Annotated in this window: 12 protein-coding genes, 1 tRNA gene and 1 pseudogene; 8 read left to right on the forward strand and 6 right to left on the reverse strand. The window is 58.4% G+C overall.

Annotated elements, in window-relative coordinates; all coding sequences use genetic code 11:
• Positions 1-95: 95 nt before the first annotated feature.
• Positions 96-2189, reverse strand: coding sequence for a TonB-dependent siderophore receptor (locus tag HT737_RS17255; RefSeq protein WP_182403411.1), 2094 nt, complete (start codon positions 2187-2189; stop codon positions 96-98).
• Between the two features lie 256 nt (positions 2190-2445).
• Between HT737_RS17255 and HT737_RS17260 the strand changes: the two genes are divergently transcribed.
• From HT737_RS17260 to HT737_RS17285, 6 genes are all read left to right on the forward strand, one after another.
• Positions 2446-3114, forward strand: a complete 669-nt coding sequence (locus HT737_RS17260) for a DsbA family protein (RefSeq protein WP_182403414.1) — start codon at positions 2446-2448, stop codon at positions 3112-3114.
• Positions 3115-3410: 296 nt separating this feature from the next.
• Complete coding sequence (locus HT737_RS17265) at positions 3411-4697, forward strand: OprD family porin (protein WP_041071313.1); 1287 nt, start codon at positions 3411-3413, stop codon at positions 4695-4697.
• A 233-nt stretch (positions 4698-4930) separates the two neighbouring features.
• The gene (locus tag HT737_RS17270; protein ID WP_007961854.1) at positions 4931-5677 is read left to right on the forward strand and encodes a 2OG-Fe dioxygenase family protein; all 747 of its coding nucleotides are present in this window, start codon (positions 4931-4933) and stop codon (positions 5675-5677) included.
• A gap of 79 nt (positions 5678-5756) precedes the next feature.
• Positions 5757-6134: a GNAT family N-acetyltransferase gene (locus HT737_RS17275; protein WP_182403428.1), complete on the forward strand. Its 378-nt coding sequence runs from the start codon at positions 5757-5759 to the stop codon at positions 6132-6134.
• A complete protein-coding gene (locus tag HT737_RS17280; RefSeq protein WP_027611235.1) occupies positions 6131-6847 on the forward strand; it encodes an AzlC family ABC transporter permease in 717 nt (238 codons plus the stop codon). The genes HT737_RS17275 and HT737_RS17280 overlap by 4 nt, the downstream gene beginning before the upstream one ends.
• Positions 6826-7143 (forward strand): AzlD domain-containing protein, encoded by a 318-nt coding sequence (locus HT737_RS17285; RefSeq protein ID WP_007952614.1) that lies wholly within the window; start codon positions 6826-6828, stop codon positions 7141-7143. The genes HT737_RS17280 and HT737_RS17285 overlap by 22 nt, the downstream gene beginning before the upstream one ends.
• Here the strand turns inward: HT737_RS17285 and HT737_RS17290 are convergent.
• Positions 7060-7986, reverse strand: a complete 927-nt coding sequence (locus HT737_RS17290) for a LysR family transcriptional regulator (protein ID WP_007961685.1) — start codon at positions 7984-7986, stop codon at positions 7060-7062. The genes HT737_RS17285 and HT737_RS17290 overlap by 84 nt on opposite strands.
• Before the next feature lie 740 nt (positions 7987-8726).
• On the opposite strand from HT737_RS17290, the gene HT737_RS17295 reads away from it, so the two are divergent.
• Positions 8727-9137, forward strand: a complete 411-nt coding sequence (locus tag HT737_RS17295; RefSeq protein WP_007961687.1) for an MbcA/ParS/Xre antitoxin family protein — start codon at positions 8727-8729, stop codon at positions 9135-9137.
• On the forward strand, positions 9134-9814 hold the full coding sequence (locus HT737_RS17300; protein WP_182403416.1) for an RES family NAD+ phosphorylase: 681 nt from the start codon (positions 9134-9136) through the stop codon (positions 9812-9814). The genes HT737_RS17295 and HT737_RS17300 overlap by 4 nt, the downstream gene beginning before the upstream one ends.
• 308 nt (positions 9815-10122) lie before the next feature.
• Here HT737_RS17300 and HT737_RS17305 read toward each other — a convergent pair.
• The 4 genes and pseudogenes from HT737_RS17305 to HT737_RS17320 all read right to left on the reverse strand — a co-directional run bounded on the left by HT737_RS17305 (position 10123) and on the right by HT737_RS17320 (position 13216).
• A tRNA-Thr gene (locus HT737_RS17305) sits at positions 10123-10198 on the reverse strand.
• Positions 10199-10617: 419 nt separating this feature from the next.
• The gene (locus HT737_RS17310; RefSeq protein WP_182403418.1) at positions 10618-11853 is read right to left on the reverse strand and encodes a methyltransferase; all 1236 of its coding nucleotides are present in this window, start codon (positions 11851-11853) and stop codon (positions 10618-10620) included.
• Entirely contained in the window at positions 11834-12523 is a 690-nt protein-coding gene (locus tag HT737_RS17315) for an ABC transporter permease (RefSeq protein WP_003220713.1), read from the reverse strand. The genes HT737_RS17310 and HT737_RS17315 overlap by 20 nt, the downstream gene beginning before the upstream one ends.
• Positions 12520-13216, reverse strand: a pseudogene (locus HT737_RS17320) (ABC transporter permease). The gene HT737_RS17315 and the pseudogene HT737_RS17320 overlap by 4 nt, the downstream one beginning before the upstream one ends.
• Positions 13217-13268: the final 52 nt, after the last annotated feature.

The following is a 13268-nucleotide window of genomic DNA, read 5'->3' on the forward strand; positions in this document are numbered from 1 at the left end:
GAAAAAAGATCGCAGCCTTTCGGCAGCTCCTACAGGGGAAAGCACACCACCCCCATGCAGGAGCTGCCGAAGGCTGCGATCTTTTGATCCTGCTTTTAAAAACTGTAGGTACCGGTCATCACCACGCTGCGCGGTGCGCCTGGCTGGATCTGATATTGGCTGGTGGCCGAGGCGTAATACTCGCGGTCGGTGATGTTGTTCAGTGCCGCGCGCAAGTCCCAGTCCTTGAAGTGGTAGCCGAGCAGCGCATCCCAGCGGCCATACCCCGGCAGCACGGTGGTGTTGGCGTTGTCGGCATAACGCTGGCCAACCAGGGTCAGACCGGTTTCGCCGTACCAGCCCATTTCCGGTTTCCAGGTCAGGAACAGGCTGCCGTTGTGTTTGGCTACGTTGTTGACGCGTTTGCCTTCCAGGCCGTTGTTGTCCTTCTCGATGGTGGTGTCCTGCACGCCGACGCCACCGCGCATGTACCAGTTGCCGACCAGTTTGCCGGTGGCGGTCAGTTCCACCCCCCGTGAGCGCTGAAGACCGGTCATGACGGTCAGGGTCGGATCGTTCGGGTCGCTGGTGCGGCGGTTGTAAAGTTCCAGGTCGTAGACCGCCAGAGTGGTGCTCAAGCGATCATCCAGCCAGTCGCTTTTCACGCCGATTTCTTTCTGTTTGGTCAGCTCCGGACTCAAGTCGTTGCTATTGCCGGCAGCACCAGGGGTGATGCCGATCAGGCCGCCGCCGACGGGCGAGAAAGTCTTCGACCACGAGGCATAGAACGAATGATTCTGCAGTGGCGTCCAGACAATCCCGAAGCGCGGGCTGGTGCTGTGGCTGTCACGATTCTCAGTGAGGTTCTTGAGCTGGTTGGTCGACTCGATATCGAACGTGTCGTAGCGCAAGCCGGCCAGCAGTTGCCATTGCTCGTTCAGACGCAACTGATCCTGTACGTACACCGCGCGGCTTTCGACTTCGGTGTGGCTGTCGCTGAACACCTGCATGCTGCCGGTGTGGCGGAGCTCGCGGTTGGGGTTGAACAGGTCAAGGGAAGGCACCGGCTGCGCGCTCGGGGTCCTGCCGGTCGCGGCGTTGTACAACTTCGGATCGCGGCGCTGGCTGCCGATCTCGACGCCGGTCAGCAGGCGATGCTCAAGGCCAAAGGTATCGAAACCGCCTTCCAGTTCGAGGTTGTTATAGACGTTGCGGGTGGTCAGATCCTGCTGCCAGTGCTGGCGCGCAACCTTGTTGGTTTTCGGATCGAAGCTGGTCAGGTAGGTGTTGTCGAAATCGCTGTCGAGCTTGAATACCCCCAAGGTCTGGCGCAGCTGCCAGTTGTCGTTGATCTCGTAGGTGAGTTTCGAACGCAGGGACTGCGCCTTGTCGTCGATGAAATCGTGATCGTTGCCGTAAGTGGTCTCGCGACTGACGTCCGCCGGGCGGCCATTCACACCGGGAATGCCGCGATCCGGGGTGCGGTTGTAGCGGCTGTATTCGTATTGCACCAGCCAGTTCAGGTCCGGAGTCAGCTGCCAGCTCATCGACGGCGCGAACAGCTGGCGATTGCCGCTGACGCCGTCGCGGAAGCTGGTTTCATCCATATTGCCCATGTTCAGGCGCAGACTGAGGTTTTCGCTGGGGTCGGTGCTGAGGTCGGCGTACAGGCTGCGCAGGTCTTCGCTGCCGCCTTGGGCTTCGATGGTCGAGCGACGGCCGAACTCGGGCAGCTTGCTCACGCGGTTGACGATCCCGCCCTGGCTGCCACGGCCGTAAAGTACCGCCGCCGGACCTTTGAGCACCTCGACCCGCTCGATGTTGTGCAGGTCGCGCTTGTACTGGCTGTCGTCGCGAATGCCGTCCAGATAGAAGTCGTTGCTGGCGTCGAAGCCGCGGATGCGCAGGCTGTCGAAGCGCGTGTCGGCGCTGCTGCTGACGTTGGGAATGCCGCTCAGAGCATCGCCTATGTCGTTGGTGCCGTAGTCGGCGACGTTCGAGGTCTTGATCGAGTCGATGGCCTGCGGCACATAACGCACCGGGGTCATGGTGCGGGTCGCAGTGGTGCTGATCTTGACGCGCGGGTCTTCTGCTTGTTCTTCGGCGCTGATCGCCGTGGCGGGCAGTTCAGTGGCGGAATAAGCAAAACCGCTAGACAGAACCGCAGACAATCCAAGGGTGACGGGCGTGAGGCTGAACGGGGCAGGCATGGAAAAGCACATCCGAAAGAGTAGGGAAATTCAAACGCGCGAATGGTAATGCTTTGCATTTGCTGCCGTTATTTATTCCTGAGAAGTTCCCCTGTCAGATTGTTTCAATTTATGTCGATTTCGATACAACCTGATCAGGTAATCCATTCGACCGATTCTCGGAACAGTCTGAGAGCCATTCCGGCGTTTTTCCCCAACACGCGTAGGAATAGTCTGCCGGCATCGAATTTTCCTGATTGGTTGCCGGAGTTCTCTCATGATCCTTCACTACATATACGATCCATTGTGCGGCTGGTGCTACGGCGCCAAACCGCTGGTGCAAGCGGCACAGCAAGTGCTGCCGGTCATTGCCCATGCGGGCGGAATGATGAGCGGCGCGAGCCGTCAGCGCGTTTCGCCGCAACTGCGTGATTACGTCATGCCCCACGACCGGCGCATCGCCGAATACACCGCGCTACCTTTTGGCGAGGCGTATTTCGAAGGTCTGCTGCGGGATCAATCGGCGGTTTTCGATTCGACGCCGCCGATCGCAGCGGTGATGGCGGCAGAGTCCATCGACGGCCGTGGCCTGCAATTGCTTGGGCGTTTGCAAACGGCGCATTACGTTGAGGGACGGCGGATTGCGGATGAATCCGTACTGTTCGAACTCGCCAGTGAGTTGGGCTACGCCGAGAACACCTTTGCGGCTGCGTTTAAATCCGTTGATACGACAGCGCATGTGAAAGCCAGCCGCGCACTCTTGGCGCAACTGGGCGGCCAGGGTTTTCCAACATTGGCGCTGGAGCAGGACGGGCAATTCACCCTGATCGACATCAGCCCATGGCTTGGCAAGCCGCAGTCTTTCGCCGACTGGTTGGGACAAGCGGCGGTCGCGGTTGAGCCGGGGCAATCCGCCGCGCAATGCGGTCTCGACGGCTGCGCGTAATCGAACTGGATTCACTGGCTGAGCGCATTTCCGAGCAATGCGCTATCGCAAAATTTACGATTCTTAGACGATTTTTACCTATTTAAAGACGATTCTTGAAATTGACACATTATTGAGGGCGCGGCTACGATTCGGCCCAACGCCTGTGGCCAACCGCCATGACTCAAGAATAATAAAAGGGCCCGACACGGTATAACCGTGGGCGGGTCTTTTTGTTTCGGGGTGAAAAAAGAGTGCAATAGCGCCGTTTCAGCCGTTCGACACAGCGCGTTTCAACCCGTAATAAGGAAAACAAAATGTTGAACAAGCGAATCAGTCTGATCGCACTGGGGATGTTGAGTGCCACACAGGCCATGGCTGACGGCCAGGCCGAGTCCAAGGGTTTTGTAGAAGACAGCAGCCTCAAAGTGCTGCTGCGCAATGCCTACATCAACCGTGATTACAAAGACGGCAACGCGGACAAATCCGAGTGGGGCCAAGCGGCTATCGGTACGTTCTCGTCCGGCTTCACCCAAGGCACCATCGGCGTGGGTGTCGATGCTTTCGGCCTGTACGCCCTGAACCTGGAACGCAGCGAAGATCGCAGCGGTGCCGGCGGTATCGACTTCTTCAAACGTGGCGACAGCGGCAAGCCTGCCAATGACCTGTCCAAGGGCGGCGCTGCGGTCAAATTCCGTCTGTCCAACACCGTGCTGACCTACGGTGACCAGATGCCGGCCCTGCCGGTGCTGAACTATGACAATTCGCGTCTGCTGCCGGAAAGCTACACCGGTACCTTGATCACTTCCAAAGAGATCAAAGGCCTGCAACTGGACGCCGGTCGTTTCACTGCCGAGTCGCGCAAAAGCGCTGAAGGCCGTGACAGCGGTGGTCTGAAGGCGATCAACGTGTTGGGCGGTAGCTATCAGTTCACCGAACAATTCAAGGCGGCGCTGTACGCTTCCGACGTCGAAGACGTGCTGAAGAAGCAATACGTGAACGCCAACTACGTGTTCCCGATCGACAAGGATCAGTCCCTGACCCTGGACTTCAACGGCTATCGCACCAAGCTGGACGACTCTTACGTCCGCGAAAGTGGCGCTACCGGTGATGACAACAAGATCTGGAGCCTGGCAGCAACGTTCGCCACCGGCCCGCACTCGTTCACCGTGGCGCATCAGCGCTCCACCGGCGACAGCAACCTGGGCTACGCTTACGGCGGCTATCAGAAAGAGCAAGGTCGTGTCGGTGACGGTGGCAACACCATCTACCTGGCCAACTCCTACTGGTCGGACTTCAACGCCGAAGACGAGCGCAGCTGGCAGTTGGGTTACGGCCTGGACTTCGGCGCATTCGGCGTACCGGGTCTGAGCTACAACTTCGCTTATGTGCGTGGCGACAACATCACCACCTCCACCAGCGAAGGCGGCACCGAGCGCGAGATTTTCAACCAGGTCAAATACGTCGTACAAAGTGGTCCGGCGAAAGACTTGAGCGTGAAATTGCGCAGCTCGATCCTGCGCGTGTCGCAGAAATCCAGCGAGTACAACGTCAGCGGCAACGAGTTGCGTGTATTCGTGGATTACCCGATCAACATCTTCTGATGAACGATCCGGTGTAAGAAACATGAGAAAACCCCGACTGGCTCGGGGTTTTTTTTCGAGGTCTTTTTCTGCGAAAACCGGAAAAAAACCCGTGTTTTTGTCACGTAAAAGTGGTTTTCAAGCGCCTTCAAGTACCATTTCAAACAGGGCTTTAAATGCCTGAAATTCTTTCTCATGGACGCAAATTCTCCACCTAATAGATTAGGCCGCTCAACGTAGCGGAGAATTTGGTAATGATCGTTTTGAACAGAGAAGTGGGCGAATCGCTACGGCGCGACAAATATGTCAACGTCCAGGGTGGTGACTTCAATCTCTACGGTCATTTTGCCGACTTCGTCAGACTGACCAAAAGTTGGGAAAACATGGAGCCAGACAGTTACTACGGTCAGGCCGAAGCCGGCATGCGTTACCGTCGTTACAGCGACTTTGAATACAACCCGAAAACACGTGAGCTCAAGCAACTCGAGCATCGCGCCTACGTGCAGTCCAAGGAAAACAACGCCTACGTGGGCGGTGTTGTGCGGCACTTTCAGGACTTCTCCGATGAAGTGATTACTTCGCCGGTGATGCGCAGCCTGATCGACACCGATTTTGAAGTGTACAAAAGCGTGCTGCCGGAAGAACTGCACGATGAAATCTGGCAGTGCCAGATTCATCAGATCCGCATCGAGATCAAACCCGGCAAGCAGCTGGAAATCACCCCGGAAGGGATTCACTGCGACGGCTATCCGTTCAGCGGCGTGCACTTCTGGGGGCGCAACAATGTCGAGGGGGCGGAGAGTCGTCTTTACGATATCCACGAGCATCAATTGGCGTCGACCACCTACCAGGAAATTCTCGACACCACCTACTTCCTTGACCGCGACATGCGCCACTACGTGACCCCCGCGCGCAACACCCACACGCATGCCATGGCGTACCGGCAGATTCTGGCGATTTCCTTCTCGCGGCCCGGGACCGCTTTCGACATTGTTCGCTAATCAGATCACCCCAATCGACGGCGTCGAGTGCTCGACGCCGGTGGTGCTGCGACGTGCCACCGCCAAGGACGCGCAGCGCATGGAGCGCTTCTTCCGCCAGTTCGACGAAGTGTCGTTCTGCGAATGGCAGGACGCCAAATGCCTGCGCGGCGTGTTGATCCAGAAGACCACCACCGCCTATCTGGCCTTCGACGTCGCGGGCGAAATCGTCGGTGCGGTGCTTGGCGGCATGCTCGGCAGTCGCGGCACCATCAACCACTTGGCGGTCAGCCCAAGCTATCGCAGCCAGGGCGTCGGCCAGCGGCTGGTGGAAGCGGCGTCGTCCGACATGAAACGGGTCGGTGTATTACGGATGTTTCTGTTCGTCGACGATGCTAACCTCGCGGGCAAGCGATTCTGGACTGCCCAGGGTTTTTGCGAACCCCACGGCGAGCGGACATTTGAGAGGGATCTATGAATGAAACGTCCGGCAGTGCGCCGCTGATGGCTGCCCATCAGCCATCGCGCACGTTTGCCGAAGCCAGCCCGGTGGTGGCCGGTTACTTCACGGTGTCATTCGTGTTCGGGCTGATGGCGGTCAATGCCGGGCTGCCGATGTGGCTGCCGGTGGCGATGTGTTTATTCGTCTACGCCGGCGCTTCGCAATTTGCCGCGCTGGCGCTGATCTCCAGTGGTGCGTCGCTGACCACCATCGTATTGACCACCTTCCTGATCAATGCGCGGCACATGCTGATGTCGGTGTACATGGCCAAGGCCCTGCGCGCACTGGGCCTCAGTCGCATGGAACGCTGGGCCTACGCCGGTGGACTGACCGACGAATCCTTCGCGTTTCACAGCGTCAAACTGGGCACCGGCGCGCCGGTCAACATCCGTTACCTGATCGGCTTCAACCTGTTCTGCCACACCTCATGGGTGCTGGGAGGATTGTTGGGCGCTGTCTGCGCGCAATATGCGTCGCACCTGATCAAATATCAGCTCGACTACGCGCTGACCGCGATGATGCTCTACGTGCTGGTGTCGCTGTGCAACACCCGCAACAAACTCATCGCCGCCGCGGCTGCCGTCGTCTGCATGGGCGCGCTGAGCCTGGTCGGCACTTCGCCATTCAATGTTTTCATCGCCACGTTTGTGGGCTGCGGAGTGGGTGTATGCCTGACCAAACGTTCCTGATTCTGGTGGTCGCGCTGATGATGGCCGTGACCTTCCTGCCACGCGCGCTGCCGCTGCAAGTCAACACCGAGCACTGGCCGCCATTCGTTGCGCGGGCGCTGGAATACTTGCCGGTGGCGATCGTCGCTGCGATCAGCCTGACACCCTTGTTGATCAAGGATCAGCACATACAGCTCGATCGCCCGGAATTTTATGCAGCCATTCCGACGTTGCTATGTGCGTATTTCAGCAAAAACCTCTTTCTCAGTGTGGCGGTTGGGACGGCTGCGTACATTGCGCTCGGCTCGTTCATGTAGCGGCAGATCGACCACGTCGTTCAGGGCCTGGCCTGACAGGTTCGGGTTGTTCACCGCCAGACGCACTTCGAGAAAATCCTCGAAACCGGGGAAGATCGTCAGGCCGTTCTTTTGTGCGGCCTCACGCGACACCATGCCGACTGCGTCCATCTGCGTGATCAACGACAGCGTCAGGGTCTCGCTGCAGGAATAAACCATGCGCTGACCGTTCTCGTGATTGCCCAGTCCGGCGTCGAGAAAACGCAGGAAACTGTGGGAATACGGACAATCTTCCGCAGGACGCACCTGAAACTTGTTGCCCAGCAACGTCAGTGGATCGTTTTCCTGCCCGCAATGGGCACCGACCACCTGCACCTGCACATCCGGCAAAACAATGCTCGGCAAACCCGGCCGCTGCGGGCCGATCAGCACCGCGAGGTCAAAGTCCTCATTCTTCAGCTTGCTGAGGTTTTCCATCGACTCGGCGTAGCTGAATTCCATCTGGTAATCGGGAAACACCTCAATCAGGCGTCCGATCATTCGCCGGTTGAAGTCAGACGACAACGTGTTGTTCAACGCGACCTTCAACGTGCGCTGGCCCGGCACCTTGAGCGCCTCGACCTTTTCTTCCATCTGTCGCGTGGCAATCAGCACTTTGTCCATGTAGGGCGTCAGCTCCGTGCCTTGCGGCGTCAGCGTCAGCCCTTTGTTGGAACGTCGAAACAAGCGGAAACCGAACTGCTCTTCGACCTTGTTCAACTGCGCGGCCAGGGCCTGCACAGTCAGGCACGAATGCTCGGCTGCGGCCGACAACGAGCCGGTCTGCACGATGCGCATGAGGTTGCGTAAGGTTCTGCTATCCATGGGTAATGCCCTCTGAAGTGGGCTGGGTATTGTTGTTTACGAGACTGCCGATCCGGCGTCATATGCCGGCTATATTCCAGCACCTGAGCATAGTTGTCGCGGATTTAGTAGCGAATTGATGTCCCTGCCGATGGCTGGAAGCTGACACAGGATCGGGATTTTTGATGACGTGGGGGTGATTGGGGTCAAGAAAAGTGCGTGGTTTTGGTGCGCAGGGCGGGTTTTTCGAGGAGAAACGGCTTATGGCTCCTGTAATTTCCCCGGCGAGATATGCGCATATTTTTCAGCTTTGAGCGCGAGTGCCCTTAGCATCAGGGATGCTTTCCAATTTAGTCTTCACCAGTTTGTTGCGACTCTAGAGCCGCCATTCACGGGGCGCTGAAGAGCGTCCGCATGTGAATGCACATAGGCAAAGTTCGCCAGCACTTTGACTAGGCAAGCGAAATGCTCAAATAAACCAGGCAATAAAAAACCGACATTGCTGTCGGCTTTTTGCTCCCTTGAACAAGGGTAGAGGTCTCACCCGAGCGCTGATCTTCAGGTCATCAACGGGGTTCCTACCGCCGACTATCGCCACCTGATGGCAGTCGGTTTCGCGCTCTTGAGGCAGATCCTCTGCCACGGAACATTAACGTGTCAACTTGGAAATTCTTAGGCGTTTATTCGTATGCGAATAATTTTATGTAAAAAATTCATATGTGTACTACGCTCATCTTGCGGACCCGCTTAGAAGGACGAACATGCCTACCTCATCGCCAGCCCTCACCCCACGCGAACAACTCGACGTCCCCGAGGCCGGGCGCGTCGCGCTGAAGTTTTTCTTCAATCTCATGGAGCGCTGGGGTTGCAACGCCGAGCAGCAACGCACGCTGTTGGGTGGCGTCGGCAACACCACGTTCTATAAGTACAAACACCTGCCGCCGAACATTCGCCTGCCGCACGACACGCTGGAGCGTATCTCGTACCTGATGGGCATTCACAAGGCGTTAAGCATCATCTTCAGCAACAGCCGTGAGCGCGCTTACACCTGGGTCAGCAGCCCCAACACCGCTGCGCCATTCAATGGTCGAACGGCGCTGGATTACATGCTGGCGGGGAGGGTGGTCGACATCGCCGACGTGCGCCGTTACCTCGACGGGGTGCGCGGTTGAAGGCCCTACCGCTGGCTGAGCCGCAATGGCCGAAGGCCTACCGGATCGTCAACAGCAGCTTCCCGCCGATTGCGCTGTTCGAAGACGTGCTCGACCCCGAAGACCTGGAAATCGCCTACGCGCTGGAAGCGCTGACCAATGATCGCCTGATCGAACAGGCCGGCATCCTCGCCCGCGTGCGCCCCGAAGACCGGCTCTCCGGCCCCGGTTCAACCCCGGTGATGGCGGCGTTCACCCACATCGGCAAAAGCAGCCGCTTCACCGATGGCACCTTCGGCGTCTACTACGCCGCCAGCAGCCAGGCCGCGGCCATCGCCGAAACCTGCTATCACCAGGAACGCTTCCTCGCGGCCACCAACGAAGCGGATCTTGAGTTGACCATGCGGACTTACGTCAATCGGGTGGTTAAGCCGCTGCACGATGTCCGTGATGGTTTTGCACATTTGCATCAACCCGATCCGGAAGCCTATGGCCCGTCACAGGCGTTTGCCCGACAACTGCGCGAGTCTGAATCGTGGGGAATTCTCTACAACAGCGTGCGTTTGCCGGGCCACGAATGTGTCGCTGCGTTCCGCCCGCCGGCCGTGTCGATTCCGAAGCAGGGTAAGCATTTGCGTTATGTGTGGAGTGCGAGTCAACGCAGGATTTCGTTTGTGTTTGAGATCAGTCAGGTTTGAAGCGCGACCTTATTCGACAGCCTGCTCGTGGCCGACCTTGAGCAACCGAAGGAAAAAACTCATTAACGCTCAAAGAATTGGAACAATTCCGGGAGGACTTGCTGGAATCTGTACGTCAGATGAAGGCCGTAAAGCTTTAGGTGTAACCGAGGTGCTGCGCCCCGCACTGGCAGAAGCACGTCCCTCGGTGACGAGTCGTCCGGATTAATGACGATTTAGGACTTCACAGCCTTGAGGCAGTGTGGACGTAATGTGGACGTTCCAGAAACAACAAAGCCCCTGCATTTCTGCAGGGGCTTTGTTTTGTATGGTGCCGGCACCAGGAGTCGAACCCGGGACCTACTGATTACAAGTCAGTTGCTCTACCAACTGAGCTATACCGGCGTGTGGGCGACGATTATAGCGATTGGGTGGGTTCTGTAAACCCCTGAATTCAGACTATTTTTACGCAGGTGCCGGATCAGGCTTGGCGTGAGCGGTGTCTCCGGGTTTTTAGCCGCAAGACTGGGGTTCCACGAGATCAAGCCAGACTGAGCGTGAGGGCAGGATTTCCACACTGTCCAAGCACCCATTTCCCCGTTTATGTCCTTTTGATTGGAAGCTTATGCACAACGGATCGGCGCGACCTTGGCGTTGCAGGGGAATTTGCGGACACGTTCTCATTTTGTGTGCAAAGCCCTGTTTTACAGGTTTTTTATCAATATGAACAAAAAATGACCAATGCTGTTTTGGTCATGCAATGGCCGTGGATATTGGATCCACGGGAAAACCATCAACAGAGTTATCCACAGGCTGTAAAAGTTTCAGGCGCGTTCGGCCAGCAGCAGAAAATTACGCGGCGTCAGCGAGCTGTCGCAGAAGGTGCCGAGCCGTACGAAGTATCCCCGTTCGTTGAGGAAAATGGCTCGATCAAGATTCAGCCAAAGCTCCAGCGGCCGTCGGAACAATCCGCGCAGTAATTCCAGGTTGCGAACTTCGGCCAATCGCTGCCAACCGGCAGCTTCCAGTGCCTGCCAATCCGGCGTACCGATTGTGGATAACTCTTTCAGCACTGCCAGGTCGCGGCAGTAATCGGCGAAAGGTTTGTCCAGCCAGGCATTGGGCAGGGACGGGGTGGGCAGGTATTCGTCTACTCCGCGCAGTTGTCGTTGCAGCAGATCAAAGGCCAAACGTCGCGCCATGGAGGTGTCGCGCTGACGTCGGACTCTTGCACCGGCGGTGACGGTTTCGCTCATGGGCAGCGCCAGATCTTCGAGCGAGAGCTGTAGGGCGGATCGCAAACCCGCTGAGGACAATGCCCGATACTCGCTGCGATTAATCCGGTTGTAACAGCACGGGGCGATGGCCATCTGCTGACATCCGGCCGCGCTTGCCAGTTGCATCAGGCGCACATGCAAATCACCGCAGGCGTGCAGGGCGACCGGGGTGTGGTGAGCGCTCAGCACGGTTGCCGCATCTGTTGCGAGCACATCCTGCTCGACATGCAGGGCGTGCAAATGATGACGCTGACTCAGGGCCTGACCGCTGGCGACCAACGCCGGATCGTATTCAACACAGGTCAGCTGTTGCCCGGCGCTCAACAGGCGCCGGCCCAGATGCCCCTTGCCGGAACACCAGTCCAGCCAATGCGTTGGCGGCGAGGCGAAAGACAAACGGCTGCCGAACGCTTCGATCTGCTGCCACTTGCGTCCCGGTACGTCGACATTCAATCGATGGCCTGCAGTTTCCAGCGCATGTCCCGGCAACTCACCAACTGCGCTCAGCTCAGCCGACAACGCCGCCAATGAGGCGAACGGCTCCGGGGCATCGGCGAGATCGGCGGGATGATTATGTGCACGCTCTGCATCTTCCAGCGATCGTCCGCGTAGCCACGAAGCCAATTCGGGGTAGGCGGTTTCCCATGGAAGCGAAAGATGAGTGAACGGACGAGGTTTCCACAGCGCCTGATGCGCCGTAAGAAAATCATCCAGCGCGGTGAAGCGGGCGAGTAGGGCCTCGCCCGTCAGCACGTGGGAAGTTTCAACGCCCTTGGCAGGCATCGACGCGCAGCCAGCGCTCCAGCAGCTTGAAGCCGCGCACCAGCACGTAGGACATCAGCAGATAGAACACGCCGGCGGCGAAGAAGATTTCCACCGGCAGGTAGGTGCGCGCGATGATCGTGCGGGCCATGCCGGTCAGTTCCAGCAGGGTCACGGTGCTCGCCAGTGCGCTGGCCTTGAGCATCAGGATCACTTCATTGCTGTAGGCCGGCAGGCCGATGCGCGCCGCACGCGGCAGCATGATGTAGAACATCGCTTTGGGCTTGGACATGCCCAGTGCTCGCGCCGCTTCGATTTCGCCCGGCGGAATCGCCTGGATCGCGCCGCGCAGGATCTCGGCGATGTACGCCGCCGTGTGCAGGGTCATGGTCGCGGTGGTACACCAGAACGGATCGCGCAGGTACGGCCACAGCGCGCTGCTGCGCACCGCATCGAACTGCGCCAGGCCGTAATAGACGAGGAACAGTTGCACCAACAGTGGCGTGCCACGGAAAAAGAAGATGTAGGCGTAGGGCAAGGCGCGCACGTACCACAGCTTCGACGAGCGGGCGATGCCCAGCGGAATCGCCAGCAACAGGCCGGCAATCACGGCAATCGCGACCAGCTCCAAGGTCAGGGTCGCGCCCTGCGCCAGTTTCGGCAGCCACTTGATGATCACTTCCCAGTTCATGAAGCGCTCCTCGCAAAGCCGCGAGCGGCGCGTTTTTCCAGGAAGTGCATGCCGGTCATCGCCAGCACCGTCAGGCCGAGGTACATGACTGCGGCCACCAGATAGAAGGTGAACGGTTGTTTCGACACGGTCACGCCGATTTGCGCGTGACGCATGATTTCTTCCAGACCGATGACTGACACCAGCGCGGTGTCTTTCATCAGGATCATGAACAGGTTGCCCAGGCCGGGCAGGGCGATGCGCCACATCTGCGGCATGATCAACTTGGTGAAGATCCGCCATTTCGACAGGCCCAGCGCCACGCCGGCTTCGCGATGGCCCTTGGGAATGGCAAGGATTGCGCCGCGAAACACTTCCGTGGCGTAGGCGCCGAAGCACAGGCCCAACGCGATTACACCGGCGGCGAAGGCGCTGAGTTGCAGGTCGGGGTTGCCGAAAAACTCACCGAGGCTGCGCATCAGGTTGACCGTACCGAAATAGATCAACAGCACCCAGAGCAATTCCGGGACGCCACGCACCAGGGTCGAATAAGTGCCGCCAAGCCACTGCAGCGGCTTGTACGGGGGAAGTCTTGGCCAAGGCGCCGAGCAGACCGAGCACCAGTCCCAGGCACAGGGCCGTCAGCGCCAGTTTGACGGTCATCAGCGCACCGGCAGCGAGGGCCGGGCCGAATCCGTAGAGGTCGATAATCATGAATTTCTTTTCAAATCGCGGCAGGCAAGGCCGGGAGCCGGCGCCGTCGGTG

Source organism: Pseudomonas sp. MD195_PC81_125 (assembly GCF_014060985.1).
GTDB classification, from domain to species: Bacteria; Pseudomonadota; Gammaproteobacteria; order Pseudomonadales; family Pseudomonadaceae; genus Aquipseudomonas; species Aquipseudomonas parakoreensis.